Source organism: Afipia sp. Root123D2, from assembly GCF_001425835.1.
Taxonomy (GTDB): domain Bacteria; phylum Pseudomonadota; class Alphaproteobacteria; order Rhizobiales; family Xanthobacteraceae; genus Afipia.
Genome location: NZ_LMDP01000002.1, coordinates 1,014,583 through 1,034,029, shown reverse-complemented (window position 1 = coordinate 1,034,029; position 19,447 = coordinate 1,014,583). Strand labels below are relative to the sequence as shown.

19 protein-coding genes are annotated in these 19,447 nt (G+C 62.1%); 13 read left to right on the top strand and 6 right to left on the bottom strand.

Annotated elements, in window-relative coordinates:
* Positions 1-82 precede the first annotated feature (82 nt).
* Positions 83-265 (top strand): hypothetical protein, encoded by a 183-nt coding sequence (locus ASC80_RS14060; RefSeq protein ID WP_244487271.1) that lies wholly within the window; start codon positions 83-85, stop codon positions 263-265.
* A gap of 68 nt (positions 266-333) precedes the next feature.
* Here the strand turns inward: ASC80_RS14060 and ASC80_RS14055 are convergent, their stop codons facing one another.
* From ASC80_RS14055 to ASC80_RS14045, 3 genes are all read right to left on the bottom strand, one after another.
* On the bottom strand, positions 334-2,034 hold the full coding sequence (locus ASC80_RS14055) for an MFS transporter (RefSeq protein WP_056298109.1): 1,701 nt from the start codon (positions 2,032-2,034) through the stop codon (positions 334-336).
* A gap of 215 nt (positions 2,035-2,249) precedes the next feature.
* Positions 2,250-3,233: a TAXI family TRAP transporter solute-binding subunit gene (locus ASC80_RS14050; protein WP_056298106.1), complete on the bottom strand. Its 984-nt coding sequence runs from the start codon at positions 3,231-3,233 to the stop codon at positions 2,250-2,252.
* Between the two features lie 14 nt (positions 3,234-3,247).
* Entirely contained in the window at positions 3,248-5,272 is a 2,025-nt protein-coding gene (locus ASC80_RS14045) for a TRAP transporter permease (protein ID WP_056298105.1), read from the bottom strand.
* A gap of 310 nt (positions 5,273-5,582) precedes the next feature.
* On the opposite strand from ASC80_RS14045, the gene ASC80_RS14040 reads away from it, so the two are divergent.
* The 7 genes from ASC80_RS14040 (at position 5,583) to ASC80_RS14010 (ending at position 13,010) form a co-directional block, all read left to right on the top strand.
* Positions 5,583-6,530, top strand: a complete 948-nt coding sequence (locus ASC80_RS14040; protein ID WP_056298102.1) for a TAXI family TRAP transporter solute-binding subunit — start codon at positions 5,583-5,585, stop codon at positions 6,528-6,530.
* A gap of 135 nt (positions 6,531-6,665) precedes the next feature.
* The gene (locus ASC80_RS14035) at positions 6,666-8,780 is read left to right on the top strand and encodes a TRAP transporter permease (RefSeq protein ID WP_056298099.1); all 2,115 of its coding nucleotides are present in this window, start codon (positions 6,666-6,668) and stop codon (positions 8,778-8,780) included.
* On the top strand, positions 8,741-9,484 hold the full coding sequence (locus ASC80_RS14030; RefSeq protein ID WP_244487270.1) for a DUF1850 domain-containing protein: 744 nt from the start codon (positions 8,741-8,743) through the stop codon (positions 9,482-9,484). Before ASC80_RS14035 ends, ASC80_RS14030 begins: the two co-directional genes overlap by 40 nt.
* Before the next feature lie 252 nt (positions 9,485-9,736).
* Entirely contained in the window at positions 9,737-11,650 is a 1,914-nt protein-coding gene (locus tag ASC80_RS14025) for a propionyl-CoA synthetase (RefSeq protein WP_056298096.1), read from the top strand.
* 36 nt (positions 11,651-11,686) lie between these two features.
* On the top strand, positions 11,687-11,893 hold the full coding sequence (locus ASC80_RS14020) for a DUF6494 family protein (protein ID WP_056298092.1): 207 nt from the start codon (positions 11,687-11,689) through the stop codon (positions 11,891-11,893).
* Between the two features lie 161 nt (positions 11,894-12,054).
* Positions 12,055-12,336 carry a hypothetical protein gene (locus ASC80_RS14015; protein ID WP_056298090.1) on the top strand — a complete coding sequence of 94 codons (282 nt, stop codon included), beginning with the start codon at positions 12,055-12,057 and terminating at the stop codon, positions 12,334-12,336.
* A gap of 29 nt (positions 12,337-12,365) precedes the next feature.
* Entirely contained in the window at positions 12,366-13,010 is a 645-nt protein-coding gene (locus ASC80_RS14010; RefSeq protein ID WP_056298087.1) for a DsbA family protein, read from the top strand.
* A gap of 64 nt (positions 13,011-13,074) precedes the next feature.
* Here the strand turns inward: ASC80_RS14010 and ASC80_RS14005 are convergent, their stop codons facing one another.
* Positions 13,075-13,785 carry a DUF1013 domain-containing protein gene (locus tag ASC80_RS14005; protein WP_056298082.1) on the bottom strand — a complete coding sequence of 237 codons (711 nt, stop codon included), beginning with the start codon at positions 13,783-13,785 and terminating at the stop codon, positions 13,075-13,077.
* Between the two features lie 231 nt (positions 13,786-14,016).
* On the opposite strand from ASC80_RS14005, the gene ispH reads away from it, so the two are divergent.
* The 3 genes from ispH to rnhA are packed head-to-tail and all read left to right on the top strand — an operon-like array spanning position 14,017 to position 16,424.
* Positions 14,017-14,991: a 4-hydroxy-3-methylbut-2-enyl diphosphate reductase gene (gene ispH, locus ASC80_RS14000; RefSeq protein ID WP_056298080.1), complete on the top strand. Its 975-nt coding sequence runs from the start codon at positions 14,017-14,019 to the stop codon at positions 14,989-14,991.
* 6 nt (positions 14,992-14,997) lie between these two features.
* Positions 14,998-15,978, top strand: coding sequence for a homoserine kinase (locus ASC80_RS13995; protein ID WP_056298077.1), 981 nt, complete (start codon positions 14,998-15,000; stop codon positions 15,976-15,978).
* The gene (gene rnhA / locus ASC80_RS13990) at positions 15,975-16,424 is read left to right on the top strand and encodes a ribonuclease HI (protein ID WP_056298074.1); all 450 of its coding nucleotides are present in this window, start codon (positions 15,975-15,977) and stop codon (positions 16,422-16,424) included. Before ASC80_RS13995 ends, rnhA begins: the two co-directional genes overlap by 4 nt.
* A gap of 173 nt (positions 16,425-16,597) precedes the next feature.
* On the opposite strand, the gene ASC80_RS13985 is transcribed toward rnhA, so the two are convergent.
* Together ASC80_RS13985 and ASC80_RS13980 are read right to left on the bottom strand one after the other, a co-directional pair.
* On the bottom strand, positions 16,598-17,083 hold the full coding sequence (locus ASC80_RS13985; RefSeq protein WP_056298070.1) for a peroxiredoxin: 486 nt from the start codon (positions 17,081-17,083) through the stop codon (positions 16,598-16,600).
* An 89-nt stretch (positions 17,084-17,172) separates the two neighbouring features.
* Entirely contained in the window at positions 17,173-18,015 is an 843-nt protein-coding gene (locus tag ASC80_RS13980; RefSeq protein ID WP_056298067.1) for a protein-disulfide reductase DsbD domain-containing protein, read from the bottom strand.
* Positions 18,016-18,152: 137 nt separating this feature from the next.
* Here ASC80_RS13980 and ASC80_RS13975 point away from each other — a divergent pair, with 137 nt between their 5' ends.
* Together ASC80_RS13975 and ASC80_RS13970 are read left to right on the top strand one after the other, a co-directional pair.
* Positions 18,153-18,809: a YqgE/AlgH family protein gene (locus tag ASC80_RS13975; protein ID WP_082512577.1), complete on the top strand. Its 657-nt coding sequence runs from the start codon at positions 18,153-18,155 to the stop codon at positions 18,807-18,809.
* A gap of 107 nt (positions 18,810-18,916) precedes the next feature.
* The gene (locus tag ASC80_RS13970) at positions 18,917-19,447 is read left to right on the top strand and encodes a methylated-DNA--[protein]-cysteine S-methyltransferase (RefSeq protein WP_244487269.1); all 531 of its coding nucleotides are present in this window, start codon (positions 18,917-18,919) and stop codon (positions 19,445-19,447) included.

Below are 19,447 nucleotides of genomic sequence, written 5' to 3'. Positions count from 1 at the left end.
CTGCTCGCATCCGGCGCGCCGTTGCCGTCAAATGTGACGATTGCAAGTCAGCGATATGACCCGCAATAAACGGGCGATAATCATGAAAAACAACAGTCCCAAGCTGAATTTCGATATCCCGCCCCGGCCGATCCGTGCCGAGTGGGAAAAAACCATTGCCGCGCTTCGGCCGTTTCTGAGCGACGAGAAATTCGCCGAGACCGAGAAGGTTCACTGGCGCATGTTTGAACGTGCCAGCCGCTGGTACACGCCGGATAGCCGGTAAACGTAACCAGCTTTCTTCATAAAAGCCCGGAGAACGGACGGCGCGCAGTTCGGCCGCGCCCGCATAGGTCAGACACCGCTGCCGGTGCTGGTCGGAATCGCCACCACCTCGGATTGTGCGCGGTCCGGCGTGTCGTCCTTCCAGCGCACCGAACCGACCGGACGTTCGAGCATACGCCGGATTTTCACGGGTTCTTCGCCGGTATGAAAGTCCAGGGCGCTGGCATGAAGGGCACGCTCGGACAGGGTCGGGCGGCTGCGCTGGCGCAGATAATCCAGCCACGTCGGACAGTGAAAACGTTCGGTCCACAACTCGGGATCTGCAAGGTCGCGGGAAATCGACCAGCCATAGGCGCCATTGCGCTGACGGCTCGACTGCACCTTTTGCATCAGGCCGTAGAAATCACGGGCGCGATCCTGCAGCACGCGGTATTCGATCTCGACGATGATCGGGCCGCTGCGCGGGGTGATCGACAAATTGACCTCGGGATCGGCCAGCGGATCGGTCGCGTCATGGTTGACGCCATCCGTCGACGGCAGCTTCAGCCAGATCGCGAGCAGTGGCGATGCGGCCATCGCCGCGCCTGAGATCAGTAATGCATTTTCAACCCCGATACCGTCGGCGACGTGGCCCCAGAGCCAGCTCCCGATCGCGACGCCGCCGGCGATCGCAGCCTGATAGGCAGCCAGCGCGCGGCCCGCGACCCAGCGCGGCGTCGCAAGCTGCACGCTGATGTTGAACAGCGTGATCGAGATCAGCCAGCCGACACCGGCGACCACCAGTGCCGCGGCGGTCACGGCCGCGAGCTTGCTGACGGCCATCACGGCGATCGCCGCGCCCATCGTGATTGCGCAATACCGCACTGAGGCCTCGGAACTGAGATAGCGGCGGATGCTGGCGACATTCAGCGCGCCGAGAACGCCGCCCATGCCGAACGCGCCGAGCATGATACCGAACGTCTGAGCGCCGCCCGACAGCAGATCGCGCGCCACCAGCGGCATCAGCGCCAGCACCGAACCGCCCGCAATACCGGTCACCAGTGTCCTGATCAGGACGACGCGGATCGACGGCGAATGCATGACGTAGCGAACGCCGGAGACCACAGCCCGCTGCAGCCGTTCCGGCGGCAGCCGTGACGGCTCCAGCGTGCGCTGCCACAGATACAGCACAATGAGCAGCGGAATATAGAGGACGACGTTGCTGACGAAGGCGGCGCTGGCGCCTGCCGCCGCGACAATGACGCCGCCGAGTGCCGGGCCGAAGCTGCGCGCGATGTTGTAGCTGATACCGTTGAGGGCGACCGCCGACGGCAGCGTTTCCGGGGGAACCTGCTCACTCACCGACGCCTGCCAGGCAGGACCGAACAGCGCCATTCCGCTGCCGATCATGAAGCAGAACAGCAGCAGGCTCTCGGGCGTGATGCGGCCGAGATGCGCCAGGATCGCGAGTGCGATGGCTCCGGTGAGGCCGAGCGCGAGTGCGGCGAGGCCGACGATGCGCCGATCATACATGTCGGCGATCGCCCCGGCGGGCAGCGACAGCAGCATGATCGGAAGCATCAGGGCGGTCTGGACCAGCGCCACCATGTCGGCGGACGACGTCATCTGGGTCATCGCCCACGCGGCGCCGACGCCGTTGATCATCAATCCCAGGTTGGAGAGCAGGCTGGCCAGCCAGATGCGGCGGAACACGGCATGGCGCAGTGGCGCCGCCATGCCGTCGGCGGACAACAATGATCTCTTGGGGGCTCTCTCGGGAGCTGGGGTCATCAGGGTCTCAGGACCGAATCTCGATAGCAGATTCCTACAGTCGCGGGCCGAATACCAGTGCGATCACATGTTCCCAACCCGGCGTCTTCTGATCCGGCGGCGACGGCGTCGTCACGGTGGTCTGGGTGTCGTGTCATGGTCCAAGCGCGAAGGGCGCAGCCGGGATCACCGGCCGCGCCCTTTTTATCTATCGCGCCTGAGATAGAGGCGTGCTGTTACTTGACGCCCTGCTCCTTGAAGTACTTCAGCGCGCCGGGGTGGAATGGAATCGGCGAGCGCGCCTGGACCTGGTTTGCCAGCGTGAAGCTGTTGGCTTCCTTGTGAACGGCGACAAGGTCGGCCTTCTTCTCGACCAGCGTCTTGACGATCTTGTAAGCCTCGTCGTCGGTCATCTTGTTGCCGGTGACGATGATGTTCCAGACCTCGGCAATCGATGAATCCTTGTCTAGTCCCGGATAGGAACCGGCAGGAATCGTGGCCGCCGTATACAGCTTGCCGTACTTCGCGTTCATCTTGTCGACAACGTCGCCGTGATCGATGAGCTTGAGTTTCAAGCCGGGCGTAGCGCCGAGATCGGTCACTGCCGCAGTGGGAATACCGCCGACCCAGAAGAAGGCGTCGATCTTCTTGTCCTTGATGGCGTTAACGGATTCAGCGACGCCGAGCCGTTCCCGCGTCATGTCCTTGTCCTTGTCCAGTCCGGCCGCTTCGATGACGCGAAATGCCATGACCTCGGTTGCGCTGCCCGGCGAGCCAGTCGAGACGCGCTTGCCCTTCAGGTCCGACATCTTCGTGATGCCCGTTCCTTCGACAGTCACCACGTGCATCCGGTTCGGATAGACCACGAGCAGCGTTTGCAAGGGAACCTTGCCGCTCGTGAATTTGCCTTTGCCGTCCAGCGCGTCGAGCGCTGCGTCGGCCATGGTGAATCCCAGTTCGTTCTTGCCGGTTGCGATCAGCTTGAGGTTATCGACCGAGCCGCCGGTGACTTCCGCGGTCGCCTGCACGCCGGGAAGATTCTTGGTCAGCACGTTGGCGACGGCGCCGCCGAGAGGATAATAGACGCCGCCGGTACCGCCGGTGCCGATCGACATGGTTTTCTCCTGGGCGTCAGCGCTGCCCGTCAGCATCAGCCCCGCCGCAAGGATCGCGGCGAGTGCAGTCGCTGTCTTTCGAATATCCTTGAGTCTGATCTGCATTGTCTTCCTCCCTCTTATGTTGTTAGAGCCGGTCGTGTGGGTGCCGGCGTTCTTGCTTGCCAAAGAACCACGCCCAAACCAATGAGAAGTCCGGGCAGGTAAGTATAACTAATATCGTATCCTGTGATCGCTTCCAAAAGCGCCTCGATGAGGCTTGGAAAGACCAGCAGAAGTCCGGATAGCAGAAGAAGCCCTCGTTCGATCGGCGTATTTTGTCGCAGCGCCCAGTTCTGGGCCATCGCCGCGAGCGCCAGCAACCCGAGCGTCGTCTTGAAGGTGATGGCGAGAATATCGACCCACGAGCCGCCTTTCGGAATCGCAAGCAGCAACCCGACGCCCTGCGGATCGAGCACGAACACGAATGGCACCAGGAATGCGGGCAGGGTGTATTTCCACGATTGCAGTGTTGTCTTGTAGGGATCGCCGCCGGTAATCGCTGCCGCGGCGAAGGGCGACAACGCGGTTGGCGGCGAGACTTCGGAGAGCACCGCGTAATAGAAGATGAACATGTGCGCGGCGTAATCGGGTACGCCGAGCTTGATGAGCGCCGGTGCGGCGATCACCGCGCAGATGATGTAGGACGCTGTCACCGGTACCGCGAGACCGATAATCCAGACGATCAGTGCGGTGTAGATCGCGGTGAGCAGCAGGCTGCCGCCGGCATAGGCAATCACGATCGCCGAGAACTTGAGGCCGAGGCCGGTCAGCGTGACCACGCCGACGACGATGCCGGCGCAGGCGCAGGTCGTGGCGGCGTTCAATGCACCGATTGAACCGTCGGCAAGCGCCCGGATCAGTTTCTTCGGCACCAGCGCGCATTCGGGCCGCAGGAAACTCAGCGCGAAGGTGGTGGCGGTGGCGTAGAACACCGACAGCGCCGGCGAATAGCCGACCACCATGAAGGCCACGACTGCGACCAGCGAGATGAAGTGGAAGCCGTAGCGCCGCGTCATCTGTCCGAGCGTCATAGCCTGCTCGAAGACAACGTCATGCGCACCGAAGCGCTTGGCGTCGAGTTCGACCATGAACAAAAGCGACATATAATAAAGGCAGGTCGGGATGGTCGCCATCCAGATCACGTCGAGATAGCTGATCTTGAGAAATTCGGCGATCAGGAACGCAGCAGCGCCGAGCACCGGCGGCGACAGGATGGCGCCGAGTCCGCCGGCCGCGAGCAAGCCGCCGGCCGCGTTCTTCTCGAAGCCCGCCTTGGCAAGCATTGGCGACGCAACCGTTCCGATCATCACTGTCGTGGCGACCCCCGATCCTGACGGCCCGCCGAGCAGGAACGACGACAGCACGACGGTGCGTCCAGCGCTGTTCGGCTTGCCGCCCATCAGCGCCAGCGAGAAGTCGATGAAGAATTTCCCCGCGCCGGATTGCTGCAGGAAGGCGCCGAAGATCGTGAACAGGATGATGAGCGTGGCGGACACATCGACAGCGACGCCGAAAATGCCCTCGAGCGTGATGAACAGGTGCCCGACCAATCGAGACAGGTCGTAGCTGCGATGAGTCCATGGCGCCGGCAGATCCGCGCCAAACATCGCATAGGCGATAAACACGATGGACACGATGGGCATGATGGGCCCTGTCGTGCGCCGTGTCGCCTCCAGAACCAGTACGATGAAGATCAGGCCGACGATGACGTCCCAGCGTTCGGGGACCGCCGCACGGTCGGTGAAGTCGTCGCCGCCCCACAGCGCGTAGAGGATGGTGGCCACCGCCAGGATGCCCGGCACGATATCCCACCATCGCACCCGGTTGCGAAACGTCGCGGCAACAGGAAACAGCAGGAAGCTCAGGACCAGCGTGAAAGCGACGTGGGTGTAGCGCAGTTGCTGGGTCGGAACGATCGCGTAGGCGGCATAAAGATGGAACAGGCTCATCGCGACGGCGATCGCCGTGGTGATCCGTCCAGCCCATCCGAACAGCCGGTTCGTCGCGCCTTCCTCGGCCTCGATGTACGATTCCGCCTTGCGCAGCGCGTCGTCCGAGACAGCCACGGTCTCGGCCTCCGGCGGTTGATTCTCCGCTGGCATAGTCCCCCCTTGATCTTGTCGTTAGCCCATTATCTTGGGCTGGCTTTTATTTGGCGCGCATTCAGGCGGATTTTGCCAATCATGGCAAGGTCTTTGGCGGGAACTTGTGAATTCGCAACGCGTTGGCGAGCGGGTCTTTTGCGAACGCCTGTCACGTTCAATAACGACAGGTCTGTGACGCTGCCAACCGCAGATCGGGCGATGTCAAGAACTGGCATTCACCGCGCATGCGGCTTTTTTTCGCAGATAAGGTTGACCGCGCCCGTTCATGCGGTCATTTTCCCGCCCCATTCACGGGAGGAGCCCTTCGATGCTGAAGAAGCTGATTGTTGCCACAACCGCCGTTGCGGCGGTGTCGTTTGCCCCCGCTGCCCACGCGCAGCAGTTCATCAATATTCTCACCGGCGGTACCTCGGGCGTTTATTACCCGATGGGCGTCGCAATCGGAAAAATCTACGGCGAAAAAATTCCCGGCGTGAAAACGCAGGTGCAGGCGACAAAGGCATCGGTCGAGAATCTCAACCTGATCGAACAGGGGCGCGGCGAACTCGCATTCACGCTCGGTGACTCGCTCAAGGCCGCCGTCGAGGGCGATGCGGAAGCCGGCTTCAAGACCAAGCTGACCAAGCTGCGCACCATCGGCGCGATCTATCCGAATTACATCCAGATCGTTGCGACCGCCGAGAGCGGCATCAAGACGCTCGCTGATCTCAAGGGCAAGACGCTGTCGGTCGGCGCGCCCAAGTCCGGCACCGAGTTGAACTCGCGTGCGATCCTCGCTGCGGCCGGCATGTCTTACAAGGATCTCGGCAAGGTCGAGTATCTGCCGTTCGCCGAATCGGTGGATCTGATGAAGAACCGCCAGCTCGATGCGACCCTGCAATCGGCCGGCCTCGGCGTTGCCTCGCTCAAGGATTTGTCGAGTTCCACCCAGATCAATGTGGTGGCGGTGCCGAAGGCGACTGTCGACAAGATCGGCCCTCCGTTCGTGTCGGTCGTCATTCCGGCCAACACCTATACCGGCCAGAAGGAAGACGTGCAGACCGCGGCAGTGGTGAATTATCTGGTGACGAGTTCGGCGGTCTCCGACGATCTCGCCTACAAGATGACCAAGCTGGTCTATGAGTCCCTGCCGGAACTGGAGAAGGCCCATGCCGCCGGCAAGGGCATCAAGCTCGAGAACGCAGCCGCCGGCAGCCCGGCTCCGCTGCATCCGGGCGCGATCAAGTTCTACAAGGAAAAAGGCCTGATCAAGTAACGCCTCACGGCGGCTGATCGACAGACGGTAAGTGCCCGGCCTTGTGCCGGGCATCTACGTCTTGGCAACGATAAATCGGAATCTGGAGTCCGGAATACCGGTCCCACATCGATCTGATCTTTGGGATATGGACAGATGCTGCAGGAACAGGGCGCGGAAGAGCGCGTCAAGGTTGAGCTCGATAATTTCGAGCATGGTTTTCCGGAAGGTTTCGGTCCCGGCCGCTGGGGATTGTTCGCCTATGCGATCGGCATCGCCTTCGCAGTGTTCCAGCTTTTTGTCGCAGCGTGGAATTTCCTGCCGAGTCAGGCGGTGCGCGGCATCCATGTCGGCTTTCTTATTTTGCTGAGCTATGGGCTCGTCGCCAACTTCACGGCCAAGAACAACTGGCAACGAACGCTCGGCTGGGCGATCGGCGGTCTCGGATTCTACTGCGGTCTGTATCAGTATCTGTATTACGCCGATCTGATCCAGCGTGACGGCGATCCGACCCGGCTCGACCTGGTCATCGGCACGATTCTCGCCGTGCTGATCTTCGACGGCACGCGTCGTCTGATGGGCTGGGCGCTGCCGCTGATGTGCGGCGCGTGTATCGTCTACTGGTTCTTCGGGCAGTATCTGCCGTCGCCGTTCAATCACCGCGGCTACTTCTACGACCAGATCATCACCCATCTGTCGTATGGCGTCGAAGGCTTCTATGGCGTGCCGATCTACGTGTCGGCGACCTACATCTTCCTGTTCATCCTGTTCGGGTCGTTCCTCGAACGGGCCGGCATGATCAAGCTGTTCACCGACGTTTCGCTCGGCCTGTTCGGCGGCACTCGCGGCGGCCCGGCGAAGGTCGCGGTGGTCGCGTCCGGTTTTATGGGCACGATCTCCGGTTCCGGCGTCGCCAACGTCGTCACCGTCGGCCAGTTCACGATTCCGCTGATGATCCGGTTCGGTTATCGCCGCGCTTTCGCAGCCGGCGTTGAAGCGACGGCATCGATGGGCGGACAGATCATGCCGCCGGTGATGGGCGCGGTTGCCTTCATCATGGCGGAGACGCTCGGCGTCGAATACGCCGTGATCGTCAAGGCTGCCGTCATTCCGGCGATTCTCTATTTCGCCTCCGCATTCTGGATGGTGCATCTCGAGGCCGGTAAATACGGCCTCACCGGCATGAAGAAGGACGAGATTCCGAGCGCGCTGCGTGCGCTGATCGACCGCTGGTACCTCGTGCTGCCGCTGGCAGCACTGGTGTACATGCTGTTCGAAGGTTTCACGCCGCTTTATGCCGGCACGGTCGGCCTCGCGCTGACGGTGGCGCTGATCCTCGGCGCCAGCATTGTGCTCGGCTTCTCAAGCACGGCGCTTCGTTACATCTTCTGGATCGGTCTTGCCTTGGTTGCGGGAGCGTTGTTCCGGAACGGCAGCAATGTCGATATCCGCTACATCGCGGCGATCATCGCCGTGCTGATCGCGATCGCCGCATTCACGCAAGGCGGCCGCGCGACGCTGGTGGCCTGCCGTGACTCGCTGGCGGAAAGCTCGAAGTCGGCGCTGACCGTCGGCATGGCCTGCGCCATCGTCGGCACCATCATCGGCATGATGACGCAGACGGGCGTCGGTACGGTGTTCGGAAGCTGGGTGATCGGCCTCGGCGAGCACAGCCTGTTTCTGGCGCTGATCATGACGATGCTGCTGTCGATCCTGCTCGGTACCGGCATTCCGACGATCCCGACCTACATCATCGTCGCCGCGCTGGCGGCACCGGCGCTGTCCAATCTCGGCGTGCCGCTGATCGTCAGCCACATGTTCGCGTTCTACTACGGCATCATGGCCGACCTGTCGCCGCCGGTGGCGCTGGCCGCGCTTGCGGCAGCACCGATCGCGAAGGAAAATCCCGACAAGATCGGTTGGGAGGCGATGCGCATCGCGCTGGCGGGATATGTGATCCCGTTCATCGCGGTCTATTCGCCGGCGCTGATGTTGCAGAACGGCGATCCGATGGCGCTCGAACTCGGCTTCTATGGCGCGGTTGCCTATGCCTTCGTCAAGGCGGCCGTGTCGATCGGCCTGTTCGGCATGGTTGCGATCGGCTTCCTGTTTACCCGAATGACGGTGATCGAGCGGGTGGTGTCGTTGATCGCGGCGCTCTGCCTGTTCGGCGAATTCCAGTACAGCGACTGGGTCGGCTTCGTGCTCGCGGCGGGCGTGATTGCCTGGCAGTGGCACAAGCGGCCGGCACCGGCGGTGGTGGCGGCTTGAGCGTCTGCTTCGCATCCGCCGGCGCCATCAAGGCGCTGTCGGTTGCAGCCTTCATGCTGTCATGGACCCATTCGGTCGAGAAGATCGAATGGCAGGAAGACTGGATCGTCACGCCGCAGGGCCTCGAGATCGTCGAGGCCCGCGTCAAGGGTTCGGGCGCCGGCATGGAGCCGCCGCCCGAGGCCCGGCTGGTCGATGGCTGGTTTCAGTGGACGCCGAAGCCGCTGGTCCTGCGGGAGGTCGCGCTGGGCAATTCCGGCGTTGCCGGCGAATGGCGGCTGTGCACCGGCGGTCAGTGCCGGACACTGTCTGACGTTCTCGGCCATCCGGTCGGCGCCAATGTCACGATCATGAGCGTCTGCAAGGAGGCCGGCACCGATGCCGCCGCCGACACGCCCGCGAAAACCGAAGATGCCGATCCGAAAACCCTGCTGGCGCGTGGTGACGAACTCAAGGCCGCCGGCGACTATGCGCGCGCCATCGTGGCGTATAGCTCTGCGCTGAAAGCCGATCCGGCGCTGGCTGAAGCCTACAACAAGCGGGGCGAAGCGTGGCGCGCGAACGGTGATCACAAGCGTGCGCTGGAGGATTTCGCCGCCGCACTCAAGGTCGATCCGCGGTACGAGGCGGCGCGCGCCAATCGCAAGTCGCTGGCTGCCGAGATTGAGCGTCTTGGCGCGCAAATGCCGCTGAAGCGGAAGTAGCGTGGTTCCGGCGTCGCGCGGGCATTGAAAATAGCGCCGCCGGTTTGCCAAGGCCATCATCCAAATGTCGCAGCCGCAGCGGCTTGAACTTCTCCAGCAAGGCGTGACAATACAGCCGAATGCAAGCCCAGTGCCAATATGGCGGGCTGGTCCGGCCACCGGCGTCTCGTTTCCGTAAAGCAAGATGAGGGCGTGGATGCTCGGATCAGGTCCGGCCTGGCGCCAGAATGGGTTGTTCCGGGAGATCGCGCGATGAATGCCATATCCAACAGCCGCTATGCCGAGATCTACGCGCGTTCGATGCGCGATCCGGAAGGGTTCTGGGGCGAGGCGGCGCGCGCGATCGACTGGATCGAACCGGCGAAAAAGGTGTTCGATCCGTCGATGGGTCTTTACGGCCGCTGGTTCGCGGGCGGCGTGGTCAACACCTGCTACAACGCTCTGGACCGCCATGTCACGAACGGCGGTGCCGATCAGCTCGCGTTAATCCACGATTCGCCGCTGAGCAACACCATCACGAAATTCACTTATGCCGAGCTGCTGCACGAGGTGAAGACACTTGCTGCCGTGATGCAGGATTTCGGCGTCACCAAGGGCGACCGTGTCGTTCTTTATATGCCGATGGTGCCGGAGGCGATGGTTGCGATGCTCGCTTGCGCGCGCATCGGCGCGGTGCATTCGGTAGTGTTCGGCGGTTTTGCGGCGAAGGAACTGGCGACGCGCATCGTCGATGCGCGGCCGAAACTGGTGCTCTCCGCAAGCTGTGGCCTCGAGCCCGGCCGCATCGTCAACTACAAGCCGCTGCTCGACGAGGCGATTGCGCTGTCCAGCGTCAAGCCGGAGGCTTGCATCATCCTCCAGCGTCCGCAGCAGACCTGCGATCTGGTCAAGGGCCGCGATCACGACTGGGCCGAGCTGCGTTCGAAGGCGATTGCAGCGAAGAAAACTGCCGATTGCGTCCCGGTGCTGGCGACCGATCCGCTTTACATTCTCTACACGTCCGGCACGACCGGCATCCCGAAAGGTGTGGTGCGTGACAATGGCGGTCATCTGGTGGCGGTGGAGTGGTCGATGTTCAACCTCTACGGCGTCAAGCCGGGCGAGGTGTGGTGGTGCGGCTCCGATATCGGCTGGGTGGTCGGTCACAGCTACATCATCTACGGGCCGCTGTTCCACGGCGCGACCTCGATCATGTACGAAGGCAAGCCGATCGGCACGCCGGACGCCGGCGCGTTCTGGCGGGTGATCTCGGAGCACAAAGCGGTGGCGTTCTTCACCGCGCCGACGGCATTCCGTGCCATCAAGAAGGAAGATCCGGACGGCACCTTCATCCGCAAATACGATCTGTCGAAATTCCGCACGCTGTTCCTTGCCGGCGAGCGCGCCGATCCGCCGACCGTCGACTGGGCCGAGAAGCAGTTGAAGATTCCGGTGATCGATCATTGGTGGCAGACCGAGACCGGCTGGGGCATCGCCGGCAACCCGATCGGTGTCGGCATGTTGCCGGTGAAGCACGGCTCGCCGACAGTGGCGATGCCGGGCTACCAGGTTGACGTGGTCGACGAAGCATCGAAGCCGGTGCCGGCCGGCAGCATGGGTTCGATCGTCATCAAGCTGCCCTTGCCGCCGGGTTGCCTGCCGACATTGTGGCAGCAGGACGAGCGCTGCAAGGAAGCCTATTTCAACGAATTCCCCGGCTACTACAAAACCTCCGACGCCGGTTACAAGGACGAAGACGGCTATCTCTTTGTGATGGGCCGCACTGATGACATCATCAATGTCGCCGGCCATCGTCTGTCGACCGGCGGCATGGAGGAAATTCTAGCTTCGCATCCCGACGTCGCCGAATGTGCGGTGCTCGGCATCAAGGACGCAGTGAAGGGCGAAGTGCCGTGCGGTTTCCTCGTGCTCAAGGCGGGCGTCACGCGGCCGGTCGTGGACATCGAAAAAGAAATCGTCGCGCTGGTGCGTGAAAAGATCGGCCCGGTTGCGGCCTTCAAGCTGGTTGTCACGGTGGCGCGCTTGCCCAAGACGCGTTCGGGCAAGATCCTGCGCGGCACCATCAAGAAGATCGCCGATGGCGATGCCTGGACCATGCCCGCGACCATCGAAGACCCGAAGGTGCTCGATGAAATAGGCGAAGCGCTGAAGGGACGGGTGGGTTGACGTGAAGCCGGACGCGATCCGGAGAAAGAGGTTCCGATGAACGAAGACGTCTTCAACACCAGTATACGGAAATTCCTCAAGCAGGTCGGCGTTACCTCCCAGCGCGAGATCGAGAAATCGGTCCGGGAAGCGGTCGCGCAGGGCCGCCTCAAGAGCGGTGAAAAGTTGCCTGCGAAGATGACGCTGACCATCGGTCAGCTCGATCTCACCTTTGTCGTCGATGCCGACATCGAGATCGGCTAGCCCTCAAAACCTGCCTTGTTGCCGATGTGTTCCCGTGGTTCGGCCATGCGCACCGGCATCTTGGTAATCTGCCCTCAGTCCGCCATGGTGGCTTGTCATGCCGATGGTCCCGGCTGATGGTGGATTTTGCGCGCCGGCGCATCGACAAGCGAGGATAGCGCATGAGCGCGACACGACCGCTGATCTGGGCCGTGGTTTCGGTCGCCTGCCTGCTCGGTGGCTGCGCCCAGATGAGTCAGGATGGCCCGCTGGCCAGCCGTGAGCAGGCTGCGCCCGTGGTGGATGACGATGCCTATTGCCGCACCAATGGCGGTGAGCCGGGCTCGTCAGCCTATGTGGCGTGCCGCAAGAACCGCGACGTCGCCGCCAGCCGTGCCGCGTCCAGCGACCGTTACGAACGCGCTCATAAAAATATGGCCGAGAGGATGCTGAACGGGCAGTAACATCCACCGTTCGCAAGCGTATAGGGATCATGACCTTCAAAACATCGTTATTCAGGCTGGCCGTGCTGGCAGCCGCCACCATCGTGCTTGGCAGTTTGTCGCCGGGAGTTGTTCGGGCGCAGGAGCGAGACGCGCTGTCGCGTGAAACCGTGCTGCGCGACCCCGAAATTCCCGTGATGGGCAATCCGGACGGCGACATCACCATTGTCGAATGGTTCGACTACCAGTGTCCGTATTGCAAGAAGATCGCGCCGGACCTTGCGCAGGTCGTCAAGGAGGACGGCAAGATCCGCATGGTCCACAAGGACTGGCCGATCCTCGGCGATGCGTCCAAGTATGCCGCACGGCTGGTCCTGGCGGCGAAATTCCAGGGCAAGCATGCCGCTGCGCATCAGGCGCTGATCTCGCACAAGGGCCGCCTGACCGATTCCGTGACCGATGAGGTGCTGGCGAAGGCCGGTGTCGATGTTGCGAAAGCCAAGGCGGATCTCGATGCCCGCGGCAAGGAGATCGACGCGCTGCTGGCGCGCAACAACGAGCAGGCCGAGGCCTTCGGCTTCAACGGCACGCCGTCTTACATCATCGGCACCTTCCGGGTGCCGGGCGGGCTCTCGGTCGAACTGTTCAAGCGCGCCATCGCCGATGCGCGCGAAGCCGCGAAGAAGAGCAAGTAAGAAGCCAAATAAAAACGGCCCGCTGCGTGGCGGGCCGTTTTTATGTGTGCAAATTCGTTGACGGTTATTCGTCTTCTTCGTCGTGCTTCTTGCCGCCGCCGATGTTTTTCAGCTTGGCGAACACCGCATCCACTTCCATGTCGTCGCGGCGCTTCTCGCTGGCCGGGGTTTCGGGCTCGGCTTCGCGTTTCGCCGTGGTCTCGGACGCGGGCAGCAGGGTCGCGCCGCCGTATTGCTGCGTGGCCGGCTTTTCCTTGGCCGCGCGCTGCACTTCGAAATCCAATTCGATCTGCGAGCACAGGCCCAGCGTCACCGGGTCCATCGGGGTCAGGGTCTGGGCATTCCAATGGGTACGGTCGCGCACGCTGGCGATCGTGGTCTTGGTGGTGCCGACGAGGCGCATGATCTGCGCGTCCTTCAACTCGGGATGGTTGCGCACCAGCCAGAGAATCGCGCTCGGCCGTTCATGACGGCGCGACACCGGAGTGTAGCGCGGGCCTTTCTTCTTTTTCGCTTCGGGCAGGATCACCTTCGATTCGCCAAGCTTGAGGCGGTACTCCGGGTCCTTCTCGCCTTTTTCGATCTCCTCGCGGCTTAACTGGCCGGTCGAGATCGGGTCCATGCCCTTGATGCCCTGCGCGGCGTCGCCGTCGGCGATCGCGCGGACTTCCAGCGGGTGCATTTTGGTGAACTCGGCCACCTGGTCGAAGGACAGGGCGGTATTGTCAACCAGCCACACGGCGGTCGCTTTTGGCATCAGCGGCGCGTTGCTCATGGCAAATCTCCTTTACGCTTCGCCCGCCCTTGCGGAGCGAAGCCGTCTGGTCATCGGTGATGACGGGAATTTCGTCCCTATATAGTCCGTCGGGGGGCAGCCGTGCAATGGGCGCGGCATCGGCCCTTGACATGAAGGGGAGGGCGGTCCCAAGTCCTGTCCTGCCTGTACCCCTGTTCGGCACCGTCAGGTCCCTTTTATTGGCCTTTATTGGCTCGATTCCGGCTCGAAATGACCATGGACGCTCAAAAACCGCCCCTCGCCATTGTTTTGTGCTCTCCCCGCGGCTTCTGTGCCGGGGTGGTGCGGGCAATTGATACCGTGGAACGGGCTCTGAAGCTCTATGGCGCACCGGTCTATGTCCGTCACGAAATCGTGCATAACCGCTACGTGGTGGAAAGCCTGCGCGACAAGGGCGCCATTTTCGTCGCGGAACTTGACGAAATCCCGCAAACGGATGCCCCGGTGGTATTTTCGGCCCATGGGGTTCCCAAGGCGATCCCGAACGAGGCCGACAAGCGCAATTTTTTCACTCTGGACGCGACCTGCCCGCTGGTGACCAAGGTTCACCGCGAGGCCGCGATTCATTTCAAGCGCGGCCGCGAGATCGTCCTGATCGGTCACGCCGGCCATCCGGAAGTGGTCGGCACTCTCGGCCAGCTGCCCAAGGGCGCAGTGGTCCTGATCGAGACCATGGATGCGGCGCGGGCCTTCCAGCCGAAGGACCCGGACAAGCTCGCCTTCGTCACCCAGACCACGCTGTCGATCGACGACACAAGGGAAATCGTTGACGTTCTCAAGGAACGCTTCCCGAATATCGACGGTCCTCACAAGGAGGACATCTGCTACGCCACCACCAACCGCCAGGCGGCGGTGAAGAAGGTGGCGCCGTTCGTCGATGCCATGGTGGTGGTGGGCTCGCCCAACTCGTCGAACTCGCAGCGCTTGCGCGAAGTGGCGGAGCGCGAGGGCTGCACGCGTTCGGTGCTGGTGCAGCGCGCTTCCGAACTCGACTGGTCGATGTTCGAAGGCGTCAAGCGGCTCGGTATCACCGCGGGCGCGTCGGCGCCGGAAGTGATCGTCGAGGAAATCATGGACGCGTTCGCCCAGCATTACACGCTGAGCGTCGAAACGGTTTCGGCCGCGGAAGAAAACGAATTCTTCCCGTTGCCGCGCCCGCTGCGGCACGAGAACGCGGCGGAGTAGGGACGCGTGGCCGTTTATACGGACGTCGGTGCCGAGGAACTCGAGAGCTTTCTGTCCGGCTACGGCATCGGCGAGCTGTTGTCCTACAAGGGCATCGCCGAGGGCGTCGAGAACTCCAATTTCCTGCTGCACACCACGTCGGGCTATTTCTTTCTCACGCTCTACGAGAAGCGTGTGGCGAAGGACGACCTGCCTTTTTTTCTGGGCCTGATGGCGCATCTGGCGTCGCGCGGAATCAACTGCCCGCAGCCGGTGAAAAACAACAAGAGTGAGATCCTCGGTCAACTGGCCGGGCGGCCCGCCGCCATCATTGATTTTCTCGAAGGCGTCTGGCCGCGCAAACCGAACGCGTCGCATTGTGCTGCCGTCGGCGATGCGCTGGCGAAGCTGCATCTGGCTGGCGGTGATTTTACGATGACGCGCGCCAACGCGCTGTCGGTGTCGGGCTGGCGGCCGTTGTTCGATGTGGCGGCTTCGCGCGCGGACGAGTTGCGGCACGGCCTGCATGACTTTCTCGCCGCCGAACTCGATCATCTAGAAAAATCGTGGCCGCGCGATTTGCCGCGTGGCGTGATCCACGCCGATCTGTTTCCGGACAATGTGCTGTTTCTCGGCGACAAGCTGTCGGGCCTGATCGATTTCTATTTCGCCTGTAACGACATTCTGGCCTACGACGTGGCGATCTGCCTCAACGCGTGGTGTTTCGAACCCGACCACTCGTTCAACGTCACCAAGGCGCGCGCGTTTCTCAATGCGTATTCCAAGGTGCGTACGCTGTCGGCGGCCGAACGGAAGGCGCTGCCGCTGCTGGCGCGGGGCGCCGCACTGCGTTTCCTGCTGACGCGGCTGGTCGACTGGCTCAACGTGCCCCCGGGCGCGCTGGTGAGGCCGAAGGACCCACTCGAATATGTCCGCAAGCTGCGCTTCAACCAGAGCGTCGCCGGCATCCGCGATTACGGCCTCGACGAACCGGGGTTCGTTGCGTGAGCGAACCGAAGCTGCCGAATGTCACGATTTTCACCGATGGCGCCTGCTCCGGAAATCCGGGGCCGGGCGGCTGGGGCGCGATCCTGCGTTTCGGTGACGTCGAGAAAGAACTGAAGGGCGGCGAGAATCCGACCACCAACAACCGGATGGAGTTGCTGGCGGCGATCTCGGCGCTGGAAGCGCTGAAGAAACCTGCGTCAGTCGATCTCACCACCGACAGCCAGTATGTGCGGCAGGGCATCACCAGCTGGATTCATAACTGGAAACGCAACGGCTGGCGCACTGCCGACAAGAAACCGGTGAAGAATGTCGATTTGTGGCAGCGCCTCGATGCGGCATTAAAGGCGCACGACGTGCGCTGGCACTGGATCAAGGGCCATGCCGGGCACGCCGAGAACGAACGCGCCGATCAACTGGCGCGCGACGGGCTGAAGGAAAATCGATAAATCCCAATCTGTCATCGCCGGGCGTAGCCATTCGAAGAACGACGTCGCTTCGCTCGCTCATGTTCCGGCCATCCCGGTTCATGAGGCACAATGCGTCCCTAAACGAGATGCCCGGCACAAGGCCGGGCATGACAGCAGCGTTCGTCAAGCGATGATGAGTTGTAAGGGGATTCTTACAACTGCGACAGGAAGGTGTCGCCGCCGGAGACTTCAACCTTGCCGGGATTGGGCTCGAGGTTGAGCGATTTCACCACGCCGTCCTCGACCAGCATCGAGTAGCGCTTGGAGCGGATGCCGAGGCCGTTGGCGGAGGCATCGAGTTCGAGGCCGATGGCCTTGGCGAATTCGGCGTTGCCGTCGGCGAGGAAGGTCGCTTCGTCTCGCTGGTCGGTGTCGCGCTTCCACGCATTCATCACGAACACGTCGTTGACCGAAACCACGGCAATGGTGTCGACGCCCTTTTCCTTGATCGCGTAGGCGTTCAGAAAAATGCTCGGCATGTGCATCTTGTGACATGTGCCGGTATAGGCGCCGGGAACGGCGAACAGCGCCACCTTCTTGCCCTTGAAGATGTCATCGGTGGTTTTGACCTGCGGACCGTCCGCAGTCATCACGCGAAACTTCGATTCAGGCAGGCGGTCGCCGACTTTAATGGTCATGGGGATATCTCCGTGGGATCAATGGGATTGTCTTAGATCACTTCGCGGCGAAACCGAAGCCGGTTCGCTGCGTGCGTAGGGGCCGAGCGTTATTGCAGATTGACGTTGAATTCGTAGGCCCGGTTGTCGCCGACCACAGTGAATTTCAGGGCGGCGCCGGCTGGCTCGGCGCCGGACGGCAATCCTTCGAGATCGAACGCGAAACGTTGAACGTCATGGCTGCCGCCCTTGATCCGCTTGGGAATAGGCAGTGCCCAGTCGGGCGTCGGCCCTTCGACGAACAGTGCCGCGTCCTTGTCGTCGGGCGCGATCACATCGACCTCGACGCTTTTCGCTCCAATACGCTTGACGTCACGGATCGTGAGCGGATTTGGATCGCCGACATTGGCGGGCTTCGGAACGCTGTCCATCGCGGCGCTCAGTGCGCTGTCCTCAGTGCTGGCGACGCTGGTGAACGGAAGCTCGAGCTGCGACTCGACCGGGACACAAAGTTTTTCACAGACCGCATAATCGACATGCACGCGCAGGATCACCGGCTTGTCGGGATTTTTCAGCGCGATCCGCAGCGGGATCAGCACATGCTTCTTGTAGCCGATCGAAAATCCCCCCGCGCCGTCGTCGAATTTCATCGGCGCCGGCCACAGGATGGTGACAGCCTCGACGTTTTCGGATTTCGAGAAATCGAAGCGAGGCGGGACGCCTGAATCGCCCGGCGTACGCCAATACGTCTTCCAGCCCGGTTCGAGCTTGAAATCGAGCCCGCCGAGCAGAATGGCACCGTTGCGCGATCCCGCAAGCAATCGTGCCGATGAATGTGCCTCTACCACCCACGGCGACGCATCCTGCGCGTGTGCCGCCGGGAGCGCGACCATGCAGGCCAGCGCTGCGCCCAAAAGACGCGTATGCCGGCCGAAGGGAACCATGTCGATCATATGACGTCTTTACCGGGAAGGATAATGCCGAGCCATTGAATAGGTTGTGATAGCAAATTCAGGCGCGCATCGGGCGATTGATTGACAGGAATCGCACCCAATATCAGGATAAAGCAAGGCAATGAGAGTCCCCTGACATGGACGAGAAAAAGTCTCCCAGGAAGACATCGCGTGGCCGCCGCAAGATCGCGGTTGCGACCGATGACGCGCCTGAGCAAGGTTATCTCGACGGCCAGATGCTGGTCGCGATGCCGGTGATGGAGGATGAGCGCTTCGCGCGCTCGGTCATCTACATCTGCGCGCACTCCGCCGAAGGCGCGATGGGTATCATCGTCAACCGGCCTGCGGGCAGTATCGATTTTCCGCAACTGCTGGTGCAGCTCGAAATCATCGACCGCGCCGACCAGATCCGGCTGCCGGAATACGCGGAATCGATGCGGGTGCTGAAAGGCGGGCCGGTGGAAACCGGCCGCGGCTTCGTGCTGCATTCGAGCGATTTTTCGATCCAGAACGCCACGCTACCGATCGATGACGGCATTTGCCTGACCGCGACGCTGGATATCCTCAAGGCCATCGCCGAAGGCCACGGTCCGAAACATGCGATCCTAGCGCTGGGCTATGCCGGTTGGGCGCCGGGCCAGCTTGAGCATGAAATCCAGGACAATGGCTGGTTGCATTGCGCGGCCGATCCGGACCTGATCTTCGGCGGCGATGTCGAGGACAAATATCAGCGCGCGCTGGACAAGATCGGCATCGACCTCGCCATGCTGTCGAACGACGCCGGCCACGCCTGACGCCCTGGTGTCCCGATGCACCGTTCGGAAACCGGGTGGTCCGCCGGGCGTCGGCAGCATACGGTTTGGTTGATCGTATGAAACGTCGTCGAATGGATTGAGCTTCCGTGTCTGAAATTTCGACCAGTTATGCCTATGCCGAGACGCCGGTCGGAAAGCTGCTTGTTGCCGGCGATGCGAAAGTCCTGCGGCTGATCGCATTCCAGCAGGGAAGCCGCGTCCATCACCCGCAGAAGGCATGGCGGAATGATCCCGCGCCGTTCGCCGATGTGTTTCGCCAGCTCGACGATTATTTCGCCGGCAAGCGGACATCGTTCTCGCTGTCGCTTCACCTCGGCGGTACCGGCTTTCAGAACGCGATCTGGACCGCGTTGCAGGAGGTTCCCTACGGCAGCACCATCACCTATCGCGATCTCGCGGCGCGAATTGGGAAGCCGGCGGCGATCCGGGCAGCGGGCGCAGCCAATGGTGCCAATCCGTTTCCCATTGTTGTGCCGTGCCATCGCGTGATCGGCTCGAACGGCTCGCTCACCGGCTTCGGTGGTGGCATCGAAGCGAAACGTTTCCTGCTCGCGCACGAACAGAAATTCGGTGCGAGGCAGTCAGCGCCGGGCGCGGGAAAGCGCGCCTGTTTCTGA